This window comes from Cereibacter azotoformans (assembly GCF_021391315.1).
In the GTDB taxonomy this organism is placed as follows: domain Bacteria; phylum Pseudomonadota; class Alphaproteobacteria; order Rhodobacterales; family Rhodobacteraceae; genus Cereibacter_A; species Cereibacter_A azotoformans.
Window position 1 is genome coordinate 2,909,339 of sequence record NZ_CP090021.1, and the last position, 22,268, is coordinate 2,931,606.

23 protein-coding genes are annotated in these 22,268 nt (G+C 68.5%); 12 read left to right on the top strand and 11 right to left on the bottom strand.

Annotated features, from left to right (window positions below; translation table 11 throughout):
• Positions 1–75 precede the first annotated feature (75 nt).
• The gene (locus LV780_RS14560) at positions 76–1,014 is read right to left on the bottom strand and encodes an alpha/beta fold hydrolase (RefSeq protein ID WP_101339670.1); all 939 of its coding nucleotides are present in this window, start codon (positions 1,012–1,014) and stop codon (positions 76–78) included.
• Between the two features lie 317 nt (positions 1,015–1,331).
• Here LV780_RS14560 and LV780_RS14565 point away from each other — a divergent pair, with 317 nt between their 5' ends.
• The 7 genes from LV780_RS14565 to LV780_RS14595 all read left to right on the top strand — a co-directional run bounded on the left by LV780_RS14565 (position 1,332) and on the right by LV780_RS14595 (position 9,686).
• Positions 1,332–3,053, top strand: a complete 1,722-nt coding sequence (locus LV780_RS14565) for a PHA/PHB synthase family protein (protein ID WP_108220873.1) — start codon at positions 1,332–1,334, stop codon at positions 3,051–3,053.
• Between the two features lie 12 nt (positions 3,054–3,065).
• A complete protein-coding gene (gene fabI / locus LV780_RS14570) occupies positions 3,066–3,824 on the top strand; it encodes an enoyl-ACP reductase FabI (protein WP_108220872.1) in 759 nt (252 codons plus the stop codon).
• On the top strand, positions 3,811–5,232 hold the full coding sequence (locus tag LV780_RS14575) for a bifunctional enoyl-CoA hydratase/phosphate acetyltransferase (RefSeq protein ID WP_011909641.1): 1,422 nt from the start codon (positions 3,811–3,813) through the stop codon (positions 5,230–5,232). The genes fabI and LV780_RS14575 overlap by 14 nt, the downstream gene beginning before the upstream one ends.
• Positions 5,229–6,419 (top strand): acetate/propionate family kinase, encoded by a 1,191-nt coding sequence (locus LV780_RS14580; protein WP_108220871.1) that lies wholly within the window; start codon positions 5,229–5,231, stop codon positions 6,417–6,419. The genes LV780_RS14575 and LV780_RS14580 overlap by 4 nt, the downstream gene beginning before the upstream one ends.
• Before the next feature lie 124 nt (positions 6,420–6,543).
• The gene (locus LV780_RS14585; protein ID WP_044248339.1) at positions 6,544–6,729 is read left to right on the top strand and encodes a hypothetical protein; all 186 of its coding nucleotides are present in this window, start codon (positions 6,544–6,546) and stop codon (positions 6,727–6,729) included.
• A 122-nt stretch (positions 6,730–6,851) separates the two neighbouring features.
• On the top strand, positions 6,852–8,675 hold the full coding sequence (locus LV780_RS14590) for an SLC13 family permease (protein WP_044248337.1): 1,824 nt from the start codon (positions 6,852–6,854) through the stop codon (positions 8,673–8,675).
• A gap of 69 nt (positions 8,676–8,744) precedes the next feature.
• A complete protein-coding gene (locus LV780_RS14595) occupies positions 8,745–9,686 on the top strand; it encodes an NAD(P)H-dependent flavin oxidoreductase (protein WP_108220870.1) in 942 nt (313 codons plus the stop codon).
• A gap of 86 nt (positions 9,687–9,772) precedes the next feature.
• On the opposite strand, the gene LV780_RS14600 is transcribed toward LV780_RS14595, so the two are convergent.
• Together LV780_RS14600 and LV780_RS14605 are read right to left on the bottom strand one after the other, a co-directional pair.
• Positions 9,773–10,051: an H-NS family nucleoid-associated regulatory protein gene (locus LV780_RS14600; RefSeq protein WP_101339712.1), complete on the bottom strand. Its 279-nt coding sequence runs from the start codon at positions 10,049–10,051 to the stop codon at positions 9,773–9,775.
• 326 nt (positions 10,052–10,377) lie between these two features.
• Positions 10,378–10,782 (bottom strand): hypothetical protein, encoded by a 405-nt coding sequence (locus tag LV780_RS14605; RefSeq protein ID WP_011909635.1) that lies wholly within the window; start codon positions 10,780–10,782, stop codon positions 10,378–10,380.
• Positions 10,783–11,058: 276 nt separating this feature from the next.
• On the opposite strand from LV780_RS14605, the gene LV780_RS14610 reads away from it, so the two are divergent.
• Positions 11,059–11,493: a pseudoazurin gene (locus LV780_RS14610; protein WP_108220932.1), complete on the top strand. Its 435-nt coding sequence runs from the start codon at positions 11,059–11,061 to the stop codon at positions 11,491–11,493.
• Positions 11,494–11,535: 42 nt separating this feature from the next.
• Here the strand turns inward: LV780_RS14610 and LV780_RS14615 are convergent, their stop codons facing one another.
• The 5 genes from LV780_RS14615 to LV780_RS14635 are packed head-to-tail and all read right to left on the bottom strand — an operon-like array spanning position 11,536 to position 17,199.
• Entirely contained in the window at positions 11,536–12,495 is a 960-nt protein-coding gene (locus tag LV780_RS14615) for an ABC transporter substrate-binding protein (RefSeq protein ID WP_108220869.1), read from the bottom strand.
• A gap of 18 nt (positions 12,496–12,513) precedes the next feature.
• Positions 12,514–13,506 (bottom strand): ABC transporter permease, encoded by a 993-nt coding sequence (locus LV780_RS14620; RefSeq protein ID WP_011909632.1) that lies wholly within the window; start codon positions 13,504–13,506, stop codon positions 12,514–12,516.
• Complete coding sequence (locus tag LV780_RS14625; RefSeq protein ID WP_108220868.1) at positions 13,503–15,002, bottom strand: sugar ABC transporter ATP-binding protein; 1,500 nt, start codon at positions 15,000–15,002, stop codon at positions 13,503–13,505. Before LV780_RS14625 ends, LV780_RS14620 begins: the two co-directional genes overlap by 4 nt.
• On the bottom strand, positions 14,999–16,144 hold the full coding sequence (locus LV780_RS14630; RefSeq protein ID WP_108220867.1) for a Gfo/Idh/MocA family protein: 1,146 nt from the start codon (positions 16,142–16,144) through the stop codon (positions 14,999–15,001). The genes LV780_RS14625 and LV780_RS14630 overlap by 4 nt, the downstream gene beginning before the upstream one ends.
• A complete protein-coding gene (locus LV780_RS14635; RefSeq protein ID WP_108220866.1) occupies positions 16,141–17,199 on the bottom strand; it encodes a sugar phosphate isomerase/epimerase family protein in 1,059 nt (352 codons plus the stop codon). Before LV780_RS14635 ends, LV780_RS14630 begins: the two co-directional genes overlap by 4 nt.
• A gap of 150 nt (positions 17,200–17,349) precedes the next feature.
• On the opposite strand from LV780_RS14635, the gene LV780_RS14640 reads away from it, so the two are divergent.
• Entirely contained in the window at positions 17,350–18,366 is a 1,017-nt protein-coding gene (locus LV780_RS14640) for a LacI family DNA-binding transcriptional regulator (RefSeq protein WP_101339682.1), read from the top strand.
• Positions 18,363–18,776: a VOC family protein gene (locus LV780_RS14645; RefSeq protein WP_011909627.1), complete on the top strand. Its 414-nt coding sequence runs from the start codon at positions 18,363–18,365 to the stop codon at positions 18,774–18,776. The genes LV780_RS14640 and LV780_RS14645 overlap by 4 nt, the downstream gene beginning before the upstream one ends.
• A 27-nt stretch (positions 18,777–18,803) precedes the next feature.
• On the opposite strand, the gene LV780_RS14650 is transcribed toward LV780_RS14645, so the two are convergent.
• From LV780_RS14650 to LV780_RS14660, 3 genes are read right to left on the bottom strand one after another with little or no spacing between them, the layout of a single operon-like run.
• On the bottom strand, positions 18,804–19,400 hold the full coding sequence (locus LV780_RS14650; RefSeq protein WP_011909626.1) for a Smr/MutS family protein: 597 nt from the start codon (positions 19,398–19,400) through the stop codon (positions 18,804–18,806).
• Positions 19,400–20,425, bottom strand: a complete 1,026-nt coding sequence (gene mltA / locus LV780_RS14655) for a murein transglycosylase A (protein WP_108220865.1) — start codon at positions 20,423–20,425, stop codon at positions 19,400–19,402. The genes LV780_RS14650 and mltA overlap by 1 nt, the downstream gene beginning before the upstream one ends.
• The gene (locus tag LV780_RS14660) at positions 20,425–21,084 is read right to left on the bottom strand and encodes a Tim44/TimA family putative adaptor protein (RefSeq protein ID WP_011909624.1); all 660 of its coding nucleotides are present in this window, start codon (positions 21,082–21,084) and stop codon (positions 20,425–20,427) included. The genes mltA and LV780_RS14660 overlap by 1 nt, the downstream gene beginning before the upstream one ends.
• Before the next feature lie 143 nt (positions 21,085–21,227).
• On the opposite strand from LV780_RS14660, the gene LV780_RS14665 reads away from it, so the two are divergent.
• Entirely contained in the window at positions 21,228–21,707 is a 480-nt protein-coding gene (locus LV780_RS14665; protein WP_011909623.1) for an FxsA family protein, read from the top strand.
• A 60-nt stretch (positions 21,708–21,767) separates the two neighbouring features.
• Positions 21,768–22,268 (top strand): protein-export chaperone SecB, encoded by a 501-nt coding sequence (secB, locus tag LV780_RS14670; protein ID WP_011909622.1) that lies wholly within the window; start codon positions 21,768–21,770, stop codon positions 22,266–22,268.

The following is a 22,268-nucleotide window of genomic DNA, read 5'->3' on the forward strand; positions in this document are numbered from 1 at the left end:
CCCGGCCAACGCCCCGCCGGAACCGAGGTTCCTCGGACGCCGCCCGCGCCGGGCAGGGAGGCCGCGGAGCGGCGCTCAGGTGGCGAGGAAGGCTTCGACCGGGGCGAGCGACCGGGCCGGTCCCTCTTCCTGCGGAACATGGCCCATCCGGGGCAGAAGGACCGTCTGCGCGTCGCGCAGGGCGCGGGCGTAGGATCCGGCATTCGCTGCAGGGATCACCGCATCCTCCTCGCCCCACAGCAGCAGCGTCGGCGCGCGGACATTGGCCAGCAGCGTCTCGGGCGGCACCAGCACCGTCTGGCGCATCCGGTCGAACAGGGCCTCGCGCACGCCGGGCGCCCGGATCAGGTCGTGGTAGCGGCTGACGATCTGATCGGACATCACGGTCGGATCCGCATAGGCCATGCCCAGCGAGAGGCGCAGCAGCGGCTTTGGCAGCCAGAAACGGACCGCCTGCGCCAGCATCGGCACATCGGGCGGCTGGCCATAGGTGAAGCCGGGGCTTTCGTAGCCGTCGGGCGACACGAGGACGAGCTTGCGCACCCGCTCGGGGTGGGCCGCCGCGAAGGTGAAGGCGATCCGGCCGCCGATGGAATTGCCGATAAGGTCCGCCTGCTTGAGATCCAGCCGATCCATGATGCCGAGAACGATCTGCGACACACGGGCATCGGAATAATTCCCGGTCGCATCGGGCGGAGAGAGACCGAAGCCGGGCAGGTCGAAGCTGATCACGCGCCGGCTCCCGGCCATGCGGTCCTGCCAGGCGCTCCAGGTGTGCAGGCTGGAGCCGAAGCCATGGATCAGGATCACGGCCGGCGCGTCCCGCCGCCCGCGGTCGCGCATGTGAAGCGTGGTGCCCGCGACCTCCACAAGATCGGCGGGATTGGCCAGATACCGCTGCTCGAGTTCGGCCCGCGGCAGATCCGGCGTCCAGAGCGCCAGTCCCGTCCCCAGCATGACGGCGATCATGAGGTTGAACACGAAGATCAGACGGATATGACGGATCCTGGACATGCACCACCGCTCGGAACTCGACAGCCGCTTCCCCGTTGCCGCAAGCACCGGAGAATCGCTTCACTCGTGATTCGGGCAGATAGAGCGCACCTCTTCCTCGTCAATGCTTCATAGCGCCGCGCGGCATCGTGCCGCACCTCGGCGCGACGGTTCAGGTCAAGCCCTTGCGCTGCAACGCAGCATGGGGATCATCGCCTTAAATCAAGGCAATTGAGCAAGTTGATCCTGCTCAATTGCTCAATGCTGCACCTGCATTACATCCTTTTCATGAAAACGGTTTAAGATCGACTCCCGGGACACCGGATACGGAAAGACCAATGTCTGACATGAAGTGGAATGCGGAAGGCGTGCCGACCTATGGGCAGGCGCTCGATCGGGCGGCACGGGCGACGATCGCGGGCATGACGCGGGGCCTTGCCCCGTCGGTGCTGGCGACGGCGACGCTGGACTGGATGATGCATCTGGCGGCTGCGCCGGGAAAGCAGGCGGAGCTGTGGGAAAAGGCCGCCAGGTCGGCGACAGCGATCATGGAGGGCGGGCTTCACGCGCACGAGGCGCCGGTGAAGGACCGCCGCTTCGCGACCGAGGCCTGGAGCCGGCAACCCTTCGCCGCGCTGCGCGACAGCTTCCTCTTGACCGAGGACTGGTGGCAGGCGGCGACGACCGGGCTGCGCGGCATGGACCGGGCGCATGAGGCCGCCCTCAGCTTCTCGGTGCGGCAGATCCTCGACGTCTGGTCGCCCTCGAACGTGCCGTTCTTCAACCCCGAGATCCTGACCCGCACCGCCGAGACCGGCGGCGCGAACCTGATCCAGGGCGCGGTGAACTTCACCGGCGACATGATGCAGCTCGCGACCGGCGCCCCGATGGAGACCGGCGACTACCGCGTTGGCGAGAACCTCGCCGTCACACCGGGCAAGGTGGTGGCGCGCACCCATCTGATGGAGCTGATCCAGTACACGCCCACCACGAGGCAGGTGCATCCCGAGCCGGTGCTGATCGTGCCGGCCTGGATCATGAAATACTACATCCTCGACCTGACCGAGCAGAACTCGCTGGTCCGCTGGCTCGTGGCGCAGGGCTTCACCGTCTTCATGATCTCGTGGCGCAACCCCGGCCCCGAGGACCGCGACCTCGGCCTCGTGGATTACATCGACCAGGGGCCGCGGGCCGCGCTCAAGGCCATTCAGGCGATCACCGGCGCCCCGAAGGTCCATGCCGCGGGCTACTGCCTCGGCGGGACGCTCCTGTCGATCATGGCGGCCCAGATGGCCCGCGACCATGACGAGCGGCTGGCCTCGATGACGCTCTTTGCCGCGCAGGTCGATTTCTCGGAAGCGGGGGAACTGGCGCTCTTCATCTCGGAGGCGCAGGTGGCGCTGCTCGAGGACATGATGTGGCATCAGGGTTATCTCGACAGCGACCAGATGAGCGGCGCCTTCACGCTGCTGCGCTCGAACGACCTGATCTGGTCGCGAATGATCCACGAATATCTGATGGGCGAGCGGCCGCATCCGAACGATCTGATGACCTGGAACGCGGATTCCACGCGGATGCCCTACCGGATGCATTCGGAATACCTCCGCCAACTGTTCCTCGAGAACCGTTTCGCCGAGGGCAAGTTCGAGCTGGAGGGTCATACGCTGTCGCTGACCGAGCTTCGGGTGCCGATCCTCGCGGTGGGCACCGAGACGGACCATGTCGCGCCCTGGCGGTCGGTGTTCAAGATCCAGCGGCTGACCGAGACCGAGACGACCTTCATCCTCACCTCCGGCGGGCACAACGCCGGCATCGTGTCCGAGCCGGGCCATCCGCGGCGGCATTTCCGCATCGCCACAACCCAACGCGACGACCCCTACAAGGACGCCGACGAGTGGTTTGCCGCCCATGCCTCGGTCGAGGGGTCATGGTGGCCGGCCTGGGGCGCCTGGCTGGCCGAGCGGTCCTCGGCCAAGGCGAAACTGCCGCCGATGGGCAGCGCATCGGCCGGCTACCCGCCGCTGTGCGATGCGCCCGGCGCCTACATCCTGCAGCGCTGAGGGGACAAGACGATGCTGAAGGGAAAATACGGGCTGGTGGTGGGCGTCGCCAACAGCCAGTCGATCGCCGCCGGCTGCGCCCGCGCCTTCGCCGGGGCCGGAGCCGACCTGGCACTCACCTACCTGAACGAGCGCGCCCTGCCCCACGTCCGGCCTGTGGCCGAGGACATCGGTGCCGCGGCTCTGCTGCCGCTCGACCTTGCGCAGGAGGGCGCGCTCGAGGCGGTGTTCGACGACATCCGCGGCCGCTGGGGCCGGCTCGACTTCCTGCTCCATTCGGTGGCCTTCTGCCCGAAAGAGGATCTGCACGGCCGCGTGACCGACTGCTCGGCCGCAGGCTTCGCGCAGGCGATGGACATCTCGTGCCATTCGTTCCTGCGCATGGCGCGGCTGGCCGAGCCGCTGATGACGGCGGGCGGCAGCCTGATGACCGTGAGCTATTATGGCGCCGAGAAGGTGGTCGATCACTACAACATCATGGGCCCGGTCAAGGCCGCGCTGGAGGCCTGCACCCGCCATGTGGCGGCCGAACTGGGGCCGCAGGGGATCCGGGCCAACGTGCTCTCGCCCGGTCCGATCGCGACCCGCGCGGCCAGCGGCATCGACCATTTCGACGCGCTGATCGAGGATGCCCGGACCCGCGCGCCCGAGCGGAGGCTCGTGACCATCGACGAGGTGGGGGCCGTGGCCGCCTTCCTCGCCTCCGATGCCGCTTCGGGCGTCACCGGAACCGTGACCCATATCGACGGAGGCCGACATGTTCGGATGTGATCCTTCCATCACCACGGTCGAGAACCGGACGCTGGACGAGCTGCAGATCGGCGACAGCGCCGAGGTGGACCGGGTGCTCACGCCCAAGGACATCGAGCTGTTCGCCGTCATGTCGGGCGACGTGAACCCGGCGCATCTGGATGCGACCTATGCGGCCGAGACGGGCTTTCACCATGTGATCGCCCACGGGATGTGGGGCGGCGCGCTGATCTCGGCGGTGCTGGGCACCCGCCTGCCCGGCCCCGGCACGATCTACCTCGGACAGTCGCTGCGCTTCCGCAGGCCCGTCTCGCCCGGCGACAAGATCACCGTCCGCGTGACGGTGCGGGAAAAGGACATGGCCACGGCCAAGGTCACGCTCGACTGCGTCTGCCTCAACCAGTCCGGCGAGATGGTGATCACCGGCGAGGCGCTGGTGCTGGCGCCCCGCGAGAAGGTGCGCCGGCCGGTCTCGCACCTGCCCGAAGTGCGGCTGCACACGCCCGGCGCGCGCTTTGCCAACCTGATTCTCGCCGCGCGCGCCCTGCCGCCCCTGCCCACCGCCATCGTCCATCCCTGCGACGACCTGAGCCTTCTGGGCGCGATCCAGGCGGAGGCCGCGGGCATCATCACCGCGCTCTGGGTCGGGCCGAAGGCGAAGATCCTCGCCACGGCCGCCGCGGCCAGCGTCACGCTGGACGAGAGCCGGATCATCGACGCGCCCCACAGCCATGCCGCGGCGGAAGTCGCGGTCGATCTGGTGCGCGACGGGCGCGCGGGCGCCTTGATGAAGGGCAAGCTGCACACCGACGAGCTTCTCTCGGCCGTGCTCTGCCGCGACAAGGGCCTCAGGACCGAGCGGCGCCTCAGCCATGTCTTCGCCCTCGACGTGCCGGACGTGGACCGGCTGCTGTTCATCACCGACGCGGCCATCAACATCGCCCCCGATCTCGAGACGATGAAGGACATCGTGCAGAACGCCATCGACCTCGTGATGGCGCTGGGGATCGAGACGCCACGCACGGCGCTTCTGTCGGCGGTCGAGACCATCACGGGCAAGATCCCCTCGACGCTTCTTGCGGCCTCGATCTGCAAGATGCACGACCGGGGCCAGATCGTGGGCGGGCTGATCGACGGGCCGCTCGCCTATGACAATGCGATCTCGCTCGAGGCGGTGAAGGCCAAGGGCATCGTCTCGGACGTGGCGGGCCGCGCCGACATCCTCGTGGCGCCCAACCTCGAAAGCGGCAACATGATCGCCAAGCAGCTGATCCATCTGGGCGGCGCCGAGGCCGCGGGCCTCGTGCTGGGGGCGAAGGTGCCGATCATGCTCACCAGCCGGGCCGACGGCCCCTCGGCGCGCCTCACCTCGGCCGCCCTCGCCCGCCTTCACGCCGAGGCACGGCCCACGAAGCCGGTGGCCGAATGAAACCCGTCTGGCTGGTCCTGAACATCGGCTCTTCCACAGTCAAGTTCGGACTGTTCGGCGTGGAGGACGCCACCCCTCTCGTGCGCGGTCTGGTCGAAGGGATCGGCCTTGCTCCGCGGCTGAAGGCCAGCCTGCCCGACGGCACGCTCGAGCTGCGCGCGCCGGCCGATGCGCGGGATGCGAAGGAGCTGACGCTGTGGCTGCTGGGCCTGCTGGAGGGGCGGCTCGGACCGCTCGACCTGCACGCCGCCGGCCACCGCGTCGTGCATGGCGGCCCGGATTACAACGCGCCGGTGCTGCTGACGCCCGAGGTGATCGAGCGGCTCGAGAGCTTTTCGCCGCTGGCCCCCAGCCACCAGCCCTTCAACCTCGCAGGCATTCGCGCGGTCGAGGCGCGCTGGCCGGGGGTGCCGCAGATCGCCTGCTTCGACACGGCCTTCCACCACGACCGGCCCCGCCTCGCCCGGCTCTACGCCCTGCCCCGCGCCATGGCCGAGGAAGGCATCCTGCGCTACGGCTTTCACGGGCTCTCCTACGATTACATCGCGACGCGCCTGCCCGAGGTTCTGGGCGAGGCCGGACGGGGCAAGGTGATCGTGGCGCATCTGGGCAGCGGCGCCAGCCTCTGCGCGATGGAGAACCTGCGCAGCGTCGATACCACGATGGGCTTCAGCGCGCTCGACGGGCTGATGATGGGCACGCGCTGCGGGCAACTCGACCCCGGCGTGATCCTCCACTTCCTGCGGCAGGGCCTGACGGGTCCCGAGATCGAGGCGATCCTCGGCCGCAAGAGCGGGCTTCTGGGCGTCTCGGGGATCAGCCCCGACATGCGCGACCTGCTGCAGAGCGACCGGCCCGAGGCCGCGGAGGCGGTGGAGCTGTTCGTGCGCTTCATCCTGCGCCAGATCGGCGCGCTGGCGGCCGGCATGGGCGGGATCGACGCGCTGGTCTTCACGGCCGGCATCGGCCAGCACGCGCCCGAGATCCGGGCGCGGGTGATGGCGGGGCTCGGCTGGCTGGGGCTCGTCCCCGATCCGGCCGCGAACCTTGCGGGCGAGGGGGTGATCTCGGCCCCCGGCAGCCGGGTGGCCGCAGCCGTCATCGCAACGGACGAGGAAGAGGTGATCCTGCGCGCCCTCCACCGCGGCGAGATCGCCCATTTCGCCGCCCGCAGCGCGCTGGCCTGACGACCGGATTCGCGGTTGTCCGCTCATATCGGTGGCGGCGGGGAACGTTCCTGTCACGGCGCGCATTCCTCTGCGTAATGTTCCGGGCGGGCACCACCGCCCGGACCCGACACGGAGGATCCCCATGACCATTCCGAAGTTCCTGCTGCCCGCCCTCGCGGCGAGCCTCGTGATTGCCGCCTGCGGCGAGACCCGGACCCAGCGCGTCGCGACCGGCGCCCTCGGCGGTGCGGTGGCCGGCCAGGTGCTTGCCGACGACCCGATCACCGGCGCCGTGGTCGGTGGTGTCGGAGGCGCGGTCATCCGCTGACAACGGCCCGCCCGGCGTCTGCGCTGCGCCTCTCGCGCGGCCAGTGGCCTTGACGTTGCGGGAAGGCGGCTGGACAAGCGGCCGCCCTCCCGGCAGTCTCCGACCCCGGAAGGAGACTTGCAGTGACGCTCGAGCTTGCGCTTGTTCTCGCCCTGCTCTGTGCCGCTGTCGTGATGTTCGCCATGAACCGCCCGCGCATGGATGCCGTGGCGGTCATCATGATGGTTGCCCTGCCCTTCACCGGAGCGATCACGCTCCAGGAGTCGCTTTCGGGCTTTGCCGATCCCAACGTGATCCTGATCGGCGCGCTCTTCGTCATCGGCGAGGCGCTGGTGCGGACAGGGGTCACCAAGGGGCTCGGCGACTGGGTGATCGCCCGCGCCGCCGGCAGCGAGACTCGGCTGATCGTGTTCCTGATGCTGTCCGTGGCGGCCCTGTCGGCGATCATGAGCTCGACCGGCGTGGTCGCCATCTTCGTTCCGGTGGTCCTGCGCATCGCGCGGGACTCGGGCATACCCGTCGGCCGCCTGATGATGCCGCTCTCGGTGTCGGCGCTGACGGCGGGCATGACGACGCTGGTGGCGACGCCCCCGAACCTCGTCCTGCATGGCGAGCTGGTTCGGAGCGGGCACGAAGGCTTCTCGTTCTTCGCCTTCACGCCCTTCGGTCTGCCGATCCTTCTGGTGGCGATCCTCTGGATGCTGGTGGCCCGCCGGTTTCTCGGTTCGGCGGACGGCGCGGCCCCGGCCGAACGGCGGCATCTGGGGGACTGGGTGTCGGAATATGGACTTGCCGGACATGAGGCGCGGCTGCGGCTTGGCCCTGCCTCCCTGCTCGCGGGCCGTCCCGTCTCGGACACGGGCCTGCTGTCCAGCCAGGGCATGACCATCCTCGCCATCGAGCGGCGCGGCCTCTTCGGGGCCGAGCTGGTCCATCCGACGGCCTCGACCCGGCTCCGGCCGGGGGACATCCTGCTGCTGGATGCGGCGCGGTCGGAGGTTGATCTGGCGGCGCTCTGCTCGCGCTGGCAGCTCGAGGAGCTGCCGCCGACCGGAGATTATTTCGCCGACCGTGTGTCCGACATCGGCATGGCCGAGGTGATGATCCCGGCAACCTCGCCCCTCGTCGGCCAGAGCGTCGTCGATCTGCGCTTCCGGTCGGTCCACAACCTCGCCGTGGTGGCGCTGAAGCACGGCGCGCACCCTCTGACCACACCCGTTGCGGACGAGAAGCTGCGGGGAGGCGACACGCTGCTGGTCGTCGGCCCCTGGCGGGCGATCCGGCGACTCTCGGGGCGGCAGCGCGAGATGATCCTGCTCGACCTGCCCGGCGAGGCCGACGATGTTGCGCCCGAACGGCGCCGCGCGCCGGCGGCGCTCGCCGTGCTGGCGCTGGTGGTCGGGCTGATGATCTCGGGCCTCGTCTCCAACGTGCAGGCGGCGCTGGTGGGCTGCCTTCTGCTCGGTCTCTTCCGCTGCATCGACATGCGCTCGGCCCTCGGCTCGATCCGCTGGGACACGCTGGTTCTGATCGTGGGGATGCTGCCCTTTTCCATCGCGCTCCAACGGACGGGAGGCGTCGATCTGGCGGCCGAGGCGCTGATCGGCCTTCTGGGCGATGCCGGGCCGCGGATGATCCTCGGCGCGCTCTTCTGCGTGACGGCGGTGCTCGGTCTCTTCATCTCGAACACGGCCACGGCGGTGCTGATGGCGCCCGTGGCCGTGGCGCTGGCCGAGCGGCTCGACTCCTCGCCCCAGGCCTTCGCCATGATCGTGGCGCTGGGGGCTTCGGCCGCCTTCATGACGCCGGTCGCCTCGCCGGTGAACATGCTGGTGGTGGGGCCGGGCAACTACCGCTTCGTGGATTTCGTCAAGGTGGGCGTGCCGCTGACGCTCTTCTGCCTCGTCGTCAGCGTCACCCTCGTTCCGCTGATCCTGCCGCTCTAGGACGCAGCGGAACGGTTGACCCACGCGGGCAAGCGGGTGTCACCTCGGCCCAATCGTGAGGAGGAGACCATGCCCATACCCGAGGCCCTGAAGGGCCGCCTCAAGGCGCCCGTGATCGCCGCACCCATGTTCCTGACCTCGGGCCCGGACCTCGTGGTGGAGACCTGCAACGCGGGCCTCCTGGGCACCTTCCCCGCGCTGAACCAGCGCACGAGTGACGGGTTCCGCGAATGGATCAGGGCGATCCGCGGCCGTCTGGCGCCCGATGCCGCGCCCTTCGGCGTCAATCTCATCGTCCACAAGTCGAACCCGCGCCTCGAGGCCGACCTCGCCATCTGCATCGAGGAAAGGGTGCCGCTGATCATCACCTCGCTCGGCGCGGTGCCCGAACTGGTGGCGGCGGTTCATGGCTATGGCGGGCTGGTGTTCCACGATGTCGTGAATGCACGGCACGCGCGCAAGGCGGCCGAAGCGGGGGTGGACGGGATCATCGCGGTGGCGGCGGGGGCGGGGGGGCACGCCGGCACCCTCAGCCCCTTCGCGCTGGTCTCGGAGATCCGGTCCTTCTTTGCGGGCACCGTCATCCTGTCGGGCGCCATGAACCGGGGCCATGAAGTCGCGGCGGCCCGCATGATGGGGGCGGATCTGGCCTATCTCGGGACCCGCTTCCTGGCGACCGAGGAAGCGATGGTGCCCGAGGCGCAGAAGCGGATGGTGGCCGACAGCACGGCCGCCGACATCGTCTATACGCCGAAGGTCAGCGGTATCCCGGCCAGCTTCCTGCGCCAGAGCCTGGCCACCGCGGGCATCGATCCCGAGGGGGGCGCATCTCCGCATCTCGACATGGAGTCCGAGGCCAAGGTCTGGCGGGACGTGTGGTCGGCGGGGCAGGGCGTCGGCGGCATCGGCGACATTCCCGGGGCGGGCGATCTCTGCCGCCGGCTCATTGATGAGTATCAAGCGGCGGTCGCCGCCTGCGCAGCGGAGGCCCGCACCGAGGGTTGGCTCTGACGCCGGCCTCGGTTCCCGGCGCCCGCCGGATGGCGGGCTCCGGGAACCGGGGAGCGAAAACGAGAATTATCCGAGGGCGCCGTTGCTCAGAGCGCCGCCAGTTCTTCCGGCGTGCGGCCCTGCGCCATGGCGACCTTGAACCAGTGCGGGCAGCGCCCGCGCCCGTTCCATGAAACGGAGCGGTTGGTGGGGTTGAAGTAACTCACCCTCTTTCCGCTCTCTCCTGCCTCGCCCTTGATCCTTGCGGCCTCTTCTTTCGCCTTTCTGGCGATTTGACGGCTTTCGCAGGCATCCAGTGCCGCGGAAATCCGACCGTAGAGGTCTATAAGTTCGTCCCGAGTCAACCGCTCAATGTTCAACTTCATTCCGACCATCCCCGGCCTTCCCAAGCCAGCGAGGAAAGCCGGCTCTGTGGCCAATTTTTCTCACCATACCTAAGGTCTGGACGGACGGACAATCTCTTTGAGGTATGAAAACATATACTTTTGAATATATGTCGGATCGCGAACGGGAATCTGTTGCACGTCAGCCTCAGGCGCACCGGGTGGACGTGCGCGCAGGATCCGCCGACCGATCGGCGACAGGGACAATCGTTCGCCGGACAGGAAGTCGGCGTGGAGGCGCCGATGAAGGATCACGGCGCCGACCGTGACGGATGCCGAAGCGCTCCGGCATCCGGTCGAGGGACGCCTCAGGCGGCGCGCCGGATCGTCGATGCGGGCTTTTCGGCCGGCTTCCTGGTCGTGGCTGGAACGACATGTGCGCTGCAGGCCAGCATGAGGTCATAGGGGCTCTTCATGTCGGCGGCGAGACGCTCGACCATGCCGCCATACCATTCCTGCATCGAACTGAAGGTCGCCGTGTCGGAGAAGCCCTTGTCCATCACCTTGTGCGCCGTGCCGACGAGGCTCGAGACCGCGGCCTGACGGCGGTCGAGCCAATCGTGCGCGGCCTGGTTCATTTCGCCAGCGATGCCCTGCTGCATGTCGAGCGCACGTTTGGCCATGATCGCCCCCATGGGCGCGGCGGACATGCTCGAGAAAAGCTCGGTCATCGTGTCGTAGATGGTGCGGGACGTCTCGGCCGGTTTGGTCATGTTCATCCTCCAGATCGGTCGTAACTTCTGCGACTTTGGACGCATGGCGCGACGGTGGGGACTCTTGCACAATGCGTCAATGAAATTTGGCGTGGGAAGCGGGATGCTGCGCAGGCGCGGCATGAGCAATCGTTTGCATGCGCAGGCGGGCCCCCGAACGTCCACGCGCTGCCCGGTGAAGCGGCAGGCATGATTCGCAATCCGAGCTTGCGGCAGCACAACAAGGGCAGGAACCGCGCCTGCTATCCGAAGGGCATCAGTTGCAAGGAAAGCCAGATGCTCAAGAAGATAACGGCCGCGGCCACGCTCATGCTTGTTCTCGGCACCGCGGCGCAGGCCGCCACGCACGAGGTCATCATGCTCAACAAGGGCGCCGACGGCGCCATGGTGTTCGAGCCCGCCTTCGTCGTGGCCCAGCCCGGAGACACGATCCTCTTCAAGGCCACCGACAAGGGCCACAACGCCGAGACGATCAAGGGCATGCTTCCCGAGGGGGCCGAGGCCTTCAAGGGCAAGATGGGCAAGGACGTCTCGGTGACGCTGACGGACGAAGGGCTCTACGGCGTCAAATGCGCCCCGCACTTTTCGATGGGGATGGTGGCGCTGATCCAGGTGGGCGCGCCGGTCAACCACGAGGAGGTTGCGGGGGTGCCGATGAAGGGAACGGCGAAGAAGCGGTTCGAGCCGCTGCTCGCCCAGGTCGCCCAGTAGGGCGGCCGGAGCGCGGCATGGGGGTGCCGCGCTCCACCTTGTTCAGAAGGGGCTGTCGGGGAAGTAGAACTGCTCGGCATTCTCGGGCGTGACGAGCTGCGAGCCGATGATGAAGCGCCCCGAAACCGGCGTCGAGGAGACGAGCTTCAGCGCCGTCAGCTCGATGGCGGTCGAGATCTGCGCCGGCGGGTAGGTGACGTTCGCCGGAAGCTGCGGATCGCCGTCGGCGATGCGCCGGATGATCTCCTTCATGCCGGCGCCGCCCATGACCCACATCTCCTCGGTGCGGCCGGCCTGCGCGATGGCCTCCATCGCGCCGATCGCCATGTCGTCGTCGGCGGCCCACACCGCATCGATCTGGGAATACTTGGACAGGAAATCCTGCATCACGTTGAAGGCGTCGTCGCGGTTCCAGTTGCCGTGCTGCATGTCGAGCACCTCGATCCCCGACCCTTCGATGGCCGCGGTGAAGGCCTCGACCCGCTCGTTGTCGAGCGTGGTGGGGATGCCGCGCAGGACGACGATCTTCTTGCCGGATCCGAGGTTCTGCGCGAAATACTCGCCCGCCACGCGCCCGAAGCCGGGATTGTCGCCGGCCACATAGAGATCCTCGATCCCCTCGACCGAGAGGCCGCGGTCCACGACCGTTACCCAGATGCCCGCCTCCTTCACCGCCTGCACGGGCGAGGTCAGGGGCTCGCTCTCGAACGGGAGGACGACGAGGGCGCTGATGTTGCGCGTCGCCACCATGTCCTCGATGTCATTGACCATCTTGCCCGCGTTTCCGGCCGTCGCCAGCACGAAGTCGAGCTGCGGATAGACCTCTTGCAGGCGCTTGATCGTGTCCTGCGCGTGGAAGTTCAGCCCGCCCATGAAGCCGTGCGTCGCCGACGGGATGGCGATCCCGATGGTGCCGACCTTCTCCTGCGCCAGTGCGGGTGCGCCGGCACCCGCCGCCACCCCGGCCACGGCGGCACTCGTCAGAAATTGTCTCCGTTTCATCACATACCTCCCAAGGATCTACCGCGCGTCGGCGGCCTTCTTCTCCCGCTGCAGCACGACAGCGAGGATCACGATGACGCCCTGGATCGTGCCGTTCAGGTAGGGGCTGACGATCGAGGCGAGGTTCAGGATATTGTCGATCAGGCTGAGGATCAGGACACCCACCACCGTGCCCCAGACCCGGCCGTAGCCGCCCTTGAGCACCGTGCCGCCGATGATGACGGCGGCGATGGCCTCAAGCTCCCACAGGACGCCGGTCGAGCCCGAGGCCGAGCCCAGCCGCGGCACATACATGATGGTGGCGAGCCCCACGAGCAGCCCCAGCAGCGCATAGGTCGCAATCCGCACCCGCGGCACCTTGACGGCCGAGTAGCGCGCCACCTGCTCGTTGGCGCCGATGGCGGCCACATGCCGGCCGAAGGCGGTCTGGCGCATCACGATCTCGCCCAGGATGGCGACGATCGCAAAGACGATGATCGGCCAGGCTATGCCGAAGATCCCGCCATAATAGACCGGCCGGTAGAGGCCGCGCAGCCCGAAATCGAGCGAAAGCGTGCCCCCGTCGGCCAGCCAGGTGACGAGCGAGCGGTAGATGCCCATGGTGCCCAGCGTCACGATGAAGGGCTCGATCCCGACCTTGGCGATGAGAAACCCGTTGAGCCAGCCCGCGAGCAGCCCCGCGCAGGCCGCCACCAGCACCCCCATCAGAATGACCGGGACGCCTGCGCCCATGTGGGGCAGAAGCGCGTTCATCGACAGGATCATGAGGCCCGCGATGAAGGCCGCCATCGAGCCCACCGAAAGGTCGATCCCCCCCGAGGTGATGACGAAGGTCATGCCCACCGCGATGATGCCGATGAAGGCCGAGCGCGCGAGCACGTTGGTGATGTTGCCGTAGCTGAGGAAGTTCGGGTTAAGCCAGGCCCCCAGCGCGATCAGCACGAAGAGGGCGAGCAGCGGCCCGAGAACATAAAGCTGGAAACGGGGACGGGGAACGGTGACGGCACTCATGCGCTGGCCTTCCGGTGGTTCAGCCCCATCGCGAGGCGGACGATGTTCTCTTCGGTGATGGCCGGGCCCTCGACCTCGCCGGCGATCCGGCCCGCGCTCATCACCACGATGCGGTTGGCCACGCCGATCACCTCGGGCAGTTCGGACGAGACGACGATCACGCTGCGGCCCTCAGCGGCGAGGCGGGCGATGAAGCCGTAGATCTGCTGCTTGGTGCCCACGTCGATCCCGCGCGTCGGCTCGTCGATGATGACGACCTGCGGTTCGGCCAGCATGGTCTTGGCCAGAAGCAGCTTCTGCTGGTTCCCGCCCGACAGGCTGCCCGCGATGATCCCGCGGTCGCCCGCGCGGATGTCGAAGTCCGAGATGGCCTGCGTCAGGGCGCGCTCTTCGGCGGCCTTGTCGATCAGCACCCGGCCGAAGCGGTCGAGCGCGAGGAGGGTCAGGTTCTCGGTCAGCGACTTTCCGAGAAGCAGGCCCTTCTCCTTGCGGTCCTCGGTCAGATAGACGAGGCCCGCCGCGCGCGCCGCCGCAACCGATCCGTGGGGCAGGGCGCGGCCCGCCATGCGCACCTCGCCCGTGGCGGGGCGGAGGCCCACGATCCCCTCCATCAGCTCTGTCCGGCCCGACCCCACGAGGCCCGCAAAGCCCAGCACCTCGCCCCGCCGGAGCGTGAACGAGGCGTCGCGGACGAAGCCCGGCACGGTCAGGTTCGTCACCTCAAGCACCGGCTCGGCCGCGGGCGTGCCCTTGGGCGGGAAGAGGTCCGACAACTCGCGCCCCACCATCGCTTCGGCCATCCGGTCCTCGGTGAGGCCCTTCGCCGGAACCGTCATGACCCGGCGCCCGTCGCGCAGGACCGTCACGCGGTCCGCGATCCGCGCCACCTCATCCAGCTTGTGCGAGGTGTAGAGGATCGCCGTGCCCGCCCTGCGCAGCCGGTCCACCTGCTCCAGCAACGTGTCGGTCTCGCGGTGGGTCAGCACGGCCGTCGGCTCGTCCATGATCAGGACACGCGCCTTCAGCCCCAGCGCCTTCGCGATCTCGACCATCTGCCGGTTCGGCACCGAGAGCGACGAGACACGCGCACCCGGATCGACCGCGCAGTGCAGCCGCTCGAGCAGGCGGCGGCTTTCGGCCTGCATGGCGCGGCGGTCGAGAAAGGGGCCTCGCTTCAGTTCGCGCCCGAGGAAGATGTTCTCCTCGACGGTGAGCGGGGTCGCGAGGTTGAACTCCTGATGAATCATCACGATCCCCGCCGCCTCGGCCTCGCGCGAGGAGGGGAAGTGGACGGGCTGGCCGTCCAGCAGCACCTCACCCGCCGAGGGCGCGAGATAGCCCGCGAGGATCTTCATTGTCGTGGACTTGCCCGCGCCATTCTCGCCGATCAGCGCATGGACCTCGCCGGGGCGGAGGTCGAAATCCACATCGAACAGGACCTGGACCGGCCCGAACAGCCGCGAGACCTTGCGGATCGCGAGCACCGGCTCGGTCATGGCACCACCCAGGCGGCGTTGCGCCGCGACGAGCGGATGCAGGCGTCGATGAAGGCCATGCCCTCCATGCCGTCGGCGATGCCGGGGAAGGTCACGCCCTCGGGCGCAGCCTTGCCCGCGCGATGGGCGAAGATCGCCTCGGCCGCTTCGGAATAGATGGTCGCGAAGGCCTCGAGGAAGCCCTCGGGATGGCCTGCGGGGGTGCGGCTCACCCGCGCGGCCTCGGGGCCTGCGCCCGCGCCCATGCGGGTGATCAGGCGCTTCGGCTCGCCCAAGGGGGTGTGCCATAGCTCGGTCGGGTTCTCCTGCGCCCATTCGAGCCCGCCCGTTTCGCCGTAGATCCGCAGGCGGAGCGAGTTTTCGTGCCCCACCGCCACCTGACTGCACCAGAGCATCCCGCGCGCCCCGCCCTCGAAGCGCAGCATCACATGGGCGTTGTCGTCGTTCTGCCGCCCCTCGACGAACTCCGAGAGGTCCGCCGCCAGCGCCTCGACCTTCAGGCCGGTCACGAAGCGGGCGAGGTTGTAGGCGTGCGTCCCGATGTCACCCGTCGAGCCGCCCGCACCGCTGCGCGCCGGATCGTTGCGCCATTCGGCCTGCTTGTTGGCGACGGGCGCCGCCATCCAGCCCTGTGGATACTCGACCTGCACCACCCGCAGCCGCCCCAGCGCGCCCGAGGCCACCAGCGCCCGCGCCTCGCGCACCATCGGATAGCCGGTGTAATTGTGCGTGAGCACGAAGAGGGCGTCCGCCTTCTCGGCCGCCTGCTGGAGGCGCTTGGCCTCGGTCAGCGTCGCGGTCAGCGGCTTGTCGCAGATCACATGGATGCCGCGCTTGAGGAACTCGCGCGCCACCGGCCCGTGCATGTGGTTCGGGGTGACGATCGCCACCGCCTCGATCCCGTCGCGCCGCCGGGCCTCGGATTTCGCCATGGCGGTGAAATCATCATAGCTGCGCGGGATGCCAAGCGCCGCCGCGCTGTCCCGCGCCTTCTCGGGTGTCGAGGAGAGCGCCCCCGCCACCAGCTGGTATTTCCCGTCGAGCCGCGCCGCGATCCGGTGGACCGCGCCGATGAAGGCCCCGCTGCCGCCGCCCACCATGCCGAGGCGGATCGGCCCCTCGCGCCCTGCAAACCGGCTCATCGGTCGAGCCCCAGCATGGCGCGGTTGGCGGCCTCGTCCGTGCCCGCGCCCGCGAAATCGTCAAAGGCGTTGGGGGTGACGCGGATGATGTGGTTGCGGACGAACTCCGCCCCCTCGCGCGCTCCGTCCTCGGGATGTTTCAGCGCGCATTCCCACTCGACCACGGCCCAGCCGTCGAAGTCGATCGCGGTGAGCTTGGAGAAGATCGCGCCGAAATCCACCTGCCCGTCCCCGAGGCTGCGGAAGCGGCCGGCCCGGTTCACCCAGGACTGGAAGCCGCCATAGACGCCCTGCCGTCCCGTCGGGTTCAGCTCGGCGTCCTTGACGTGGAACATGCGGATGCGGCTGCCGTAGATGTCGATGTTGTCGAGGTAATCCAGCGCCTGCAGCACATAATGCGACGGATCGTAGAGCATGTTGCAGCGGGCGTGGCCGCCGACGCGCTCGAGGAACATCTCGAAGGTCACTCCGTCGTGCAGATCCTCGCCCGGGTGGATCTCGTAGCAGAGGTCGATCCCGCACGCCTCGGCATGATCGAGGATCGGGCGCCAGCGGGCGGCCAGTTCGTCGAAGGCGGTCTCGACAAGGCCCGCCGGGCGCTGCGGCCAGGGATAGAGATAGGGCCAGGCCAGCGCCCCCGAGAAGGTGGCCATCGCCTTCAGGCCCAGATTGCGCGAGGCGGTCAGGCCCTTCATCACCCGGTCCACCGCCCATTCCTGCCGTGCCTTGGGATTGCCGCGCACGGAGGCGTCGGCAAAGCCGTCGAGCATCGTGTCATAGGCCGGATGGGCCGCGACGAGCTGGCCGTGCAGGTGACTTGCCAGCTCGGTCACCTCGATGCCGGCCTCGGCCGCCTCGCCCTTGAACTGGTCGCACCAGTCCTTTGACTCGGCCGCCCGGTCCAGATCGAACAGCCGCGCGTCCCATGTCGGCACCTGAACCCCGGCATAGCCGCAGTCGGCGGCCCATCGGGTGATCGACGTCCACGAGTTGAAGGGCGCAGCATCGCCCGCGAACTGCGCCAGAAACAGCGCAGGCCCCTTGATCGTCTTCAAGCGCTTTCCTCCCTCCGGTCGCCACCGGCGCAACGTCCCCATCGCGACCGGCGTCGTTGATGTAATCGTTTGCAGATTCACTATAGGCACGCAACAATCGTTTACAACGATTCTCCTGCACCGCAGGATGGCGCCGAACCGGAGGGTGAGATGCCGCAGAAAGTCGCCACGATTCAGGATGTTGCCCGGCTGTCGGGGGTCTCGACCGCCACCGTGAGCCGCACCCTGTCGCACCCCGAACGCGTGGCCGAAACCACGCGCGAGGCGGTGCTGCGCGCGGTGCGCGACACGGGATATGTCGCGAACTCGATGGCGAGGAACCTGCGGCGGCGGCGCACAGGCAGCATCCTTGCGCTGGTGCCGAACCTCGCCAATCCGTTCTTCTCGGAGATCCTCTCGGGCCTCGCCTCCGTCCTGACGCCTGCGGGCTACGGTCTTCTGATCGCGGATACGCACACGGACCCGGCCGGCCGGCTGGCCCATTATCTCGAGAGCGGGCTGGCCGACGGGGTGGTGATCTTCGACGGCAGCCTGCCTCTCGAGGCGCTGGCCACGCGGCGGCGACCGCCGGTGATCCTTGCCTGCGAATGGATGGGCGAGGCGCTGCCCTCGGTCCGGGTGGACAATGCGGCCGGGGCCGAGATCGCGATCCGGCACCTGCACGAGATGGGGCACCGGCGCATCGGCCATGTGATGGGCCCCGCGGGCAACGTGCTGACCGAAAGCAGGCTCGAGGGCGTGAGACGGGCGCGCGGCGACCTCGGGCTGCCGCTGCGCGACGACTGGATCTTCCGCGGCGACTTCGGGCTGGCCTCGGGGTCGGCGGCGGCGATGACGTGGCTCGGTCTCAAGGACCGCCCCACGGCGGTCTTCTGCGCCTCGGACGAGATGGCCTGCGGCTTCATGGGGGCGCTCCAGCATGCGGGCATCGCGGTTCCGGCGGATGTTTCGGTGGTGGGCTTTGACGATATCGAGGTGGTGGCCCATCTCACGCCGGCGCTGACCACGATCCGGCAACCGCGCCGCCTGATCGGGCGCCGGGCGGCCGAACTGCTGTCGGCCATGATCGACACGCGCACCCTCACCGGCCCGTCCGAACTGCTGCCGGTGGAGCTGATCCGGCGGCAGAGCGTTGCACCTCCTTGTGGCACAGGAGCATCCCCATGACCCATCCTCCGATCCTCGGCACCCTCGAATCCGCGCTCTACACCGATGACCTGGCCGAGGCCGAGGCCTTCTATCACGGGCTGATCGGCCTGCCGGTGCTGGCCCGGGCCGGCGACAGGCACATCTTCTTCCAGGTGGGCGAGGGGGTGCTGCTGGTCTTCAACCCGGCGGAAACGGTCAAGCCGCCGGGCAACCCCGCGCTGCCGGTGCCGCCGCACGGGACGAAGGGGCAGGGGCACTATTGCTTCGCCGTCCCGCCCGAGGCGCTCGATCTCTGGCGGCGGCGGCTGGAGGAGGCGGGCGTGGAGATCGAGGCGGACTTCCACTGGCCGAACGGTGCGCGCTCGATCTATGTCCGTGACCCCGCCGGCAATTCGATCGAGTTTGCGGATCCCGCGATCTGGTCGTGACCCTTCACGAAGCGCGAAGGACGCGCCTCAGCGGGGGCGGCGGAGATAGACGTAATAGGCGCCCTCGCCGCCGTGCTTCAGATGCGCCATGGCCACCTGAAGCACCGCCGCGCCAAGTGGCGGCATCCGCAGCCAGTGCGGCACCTGATGGCGCAGGACGCCCGGCCGCTGCGGGATCGGGCCGTGATCGTCCACCCTCCGGCTGCCCTTGCCGGTGATGACCAGCACCAGCCGCAACCCGTCGGCGTGCGCGTTCAGGATGAAACGGATCAGCTCGGGATGGGCCTCGGTGAGGGTCATGCCATGCAGGTCGATCCGCGCCTCGGGCGAGAGCTTGCCGCGCGACATGCGCGCGAAGCTCTTGGCATCCATGCGGAGCGGTTGCGCCGCAAGCTGGTCGCGCAGCGCAGGCACGAGATCGTGGCCCGAGGCGTGCCGGACCTTCTCTCCGACATGAAAATGCGGAAAGGCCGGCACCTGCGCCCGCGGTTCGGGTGCATGGGGCAGGGGATCGGCCTTGGGCGTGTGGCTGCGGATGCGCTGAGGATGGAGCGGCTGGGCCGACCGGGCGACGGCCTGCCACAGCTCTTCCTCGTCCGGGCGGAGCGTCCGACGGCGGGCCATCAGTGTTCCGGCAGCATGGCGAAGGCGCGGTCGATGGGCAGCAGCACCATCATCCGCCCGCCGTCCTTGACCTCGCCCGCGATCTCGCCCGCGCGGGCGCCGGTGCCGTAGAAGATGTCCGCCCGCTGCGTGCCCTTGATCGCCCCGCCGGTGTCCTGCGCCACGAACAGCCGGCGCAGCGGGCGCCCGCCGTCCTTCTCGACCCAGACGGGCGCGCCGAGCGGCGTGAACAGCGGATCCACCGCGATGCTGCGCAGCGTTGTGATCGACCGGCCCATCGCCCCGATCGGCCCCTTGTCGGAGGCCAGCTGCGGCAGCTTGCGGAAGAAGACGTAGGACGGGTTCAGGCCAAGCAGCGCCCGCCCCTCGATCGGGTTGCGCTGCACCCAGTCGCGGATCGTCCGGGCCGAGGCCTCCTCGAGCCGCAGCAGCCCGCGGCGGACCATCTCTTTGCCGACCGAGACATAGGGATGGCCGTTCTTGCCCGCAAAGCCTACGCGGAGCACCCGGCCATCAGGCATCCTGATCCGGCCCGAGCCCTGGACATGGAGGAAGAAGACCTCGACCGGATCGTCGAGCCAGGCGATTTCAAGCCCGCGGCCCGAGAGGATCCCGCCGTCGATCTCCATGCGGCTGCGCCAGACGGTGCCGTCCTGCAATTCGGGGGGGCGGGCGTAGATCGGCCAGTTGAAGCGCGAGGTGCGGACGGGCGACCCTTCGAGTTCGGGCTCGTAGTAGCCGGTGAACAGCGCCGGCGGGTCACCCACCTGAACAGGCCGGAAGAACAGTTCGAAGAATTCGCGCGCGGCCTCGGGTCGGCCCGCCATGTCACCCGCAAGCTGGCAGAGCGGGGCCCATTCGGGCCCCTTCAGCAGATCGCAGGTCTGGCGAAAGACGGCCAGCGCCTCGGAATGATCGTCCTCGCGCCAGCCGTCCAGCTCTTCGAAGTCGAGCACCTGCGCCGGGGCGGCACCGGACGCTGCCGTCACAACGCAGACCGCCAGCGCGCAGAGCAGGGCACGCATCACTCCCCGGTGGCGACGAGTTGCCAGTTGGGATCGTTCGCGCCCATGTGCCGCTCGAAGGTCCAGACGTCGCGCTGACGCTTGATCTCGGTGGGGCTGCCCTCGACGACCTGGCCCTCGCGATTGCGCACGACCGACGTCAGCTCGCCCACGAAGCGGACGGCGATCTGCCCGATCCGCGAGTCGCGTTCGAAGGAGGCCTCGTGGATGTCGATCTCGCGCAGGCCGAGGAAGTTCGCCTCGACGCTCAGCCCCTCGGCCTCGCGGGCGTTGACGGCATCCTCGAAGCTTTCGAACACCTCGGCCGAGAGGAAGGGCCGGATCTGCTCCAGCTCGCCCTTCTCGAAGGCCATCACGATCATTTCATAGGCCCCGCGGGCGCCGGTGAGGAATTCCGACACCGAAAAGCCCGGCTCGGCCATCTTCATGCCGGCGAGCGCCTTCGCGGAGGGGCTGCCGTCGGTCACGTGGTCGATGATGTCGCGGTCGGGTCCGCCCTCGATCACCTCGAACTCACGCCGTGGCCGCGGCCTGGGGTCTTCCAGCGGCACCGGAGGCTTCTCGAACCCCTCGCGGGTGCCCAGAACACTCTTGAGCTTGATGATCAGAAAGACGGCGATCCCGGCCAGCACCAGCAGTTGGATCAGGGACGAACTCATTTTTAACCTCGGTCGGGGGCGTCGGGCCTGAAGTCCCGCGGCATATCGGGGTTGGTACGGATAGCGATCCTTCCCTATGTAGGGGAGGGCTGGCGGCAAGTCCACCGCTGCGCCCGACAAGTCGCATGATACAGGAGGCTCCCATGTGGCCACTCGCGGCCGTCCTTGCCCTTCCGATCCTCGAGATCGCGCTGTTCGTCACCATTGGCGGGGCGATCGGCCTGCTGGCGACGCTGCTCGTCATCTTCGGCACGGCCGCGCTCGGCATCGTCCTGCTGCGCCGGCAGGGGGTCGAGATGCAGGCCGCCCTTCAGATGCCGCGGCGGATGGATCCGCTGGCGCTGATGGCGGACGGGGCCGTGGTGTCGCTGGCGGCGGGTCTGCTGATCCTGCCCGGCTTCTTCACCGACACGCTGGGCCTTCTGCTGCTGATCCCGCCGCTGCGGCGCGCGCTGATCCGCCGGCTCGGCCGCAACGTGCAGGTGCGCACGACCACCTGGCGCGGCCCCATGACGGATGACCGGCCGATCGAGGGCGACTATCACGAGGTGGACCCGGCCCCGCGCGATCCGCTGGCCCCGCCGACCCGGCCGCCGGGCAATTCCGGCTGGACGCGGCATTGAGGCGCAGCCAACGACCTGATACACCGGCCGGAAATGGCCCGTGACCCAGGGAGAGACACGATGACCGATGCCAACGGAGCGCCCGCCGAGGCGGCACCGCAGATCAGGATGCAGGTGCTCGCGCAGTATGTGCGCGACATGTCGTTCGAGAACATGGTGGCCCAGAAGGGCCTTCAGGGCGGGGACGTGCAGCCCGACATCCAGGTTCAGGTGAGCCTCGACGCCCGCAAGCGGTCGGTCGAACATCAGTATGAGGTCATCACGAAGTTCAAGGTGACCTCGAAGAACAAGTCCGGCGCGGCCGAGACGCTGTTCCTGATGGAACTCGACTACGGCGGGATCTTCCATGTGGAGAACGTGCCGGAAGAGCAGATGCATCCGTTCCTGCTGATCGAATGCCCGCGCCTGCTGTTCCCCTTCGTGCGCCGCATCATCTCGGACGTGACGCGCGACGGCGGTTTCCCGCCGCTCAACATCGACACGGTCGATTTCCTCGCGCTCTACCGGATGGAGCTGGCCCGCCGCGCCGAAGCGCAGAAGGCCGCCCAGCCCGTCCAGTGA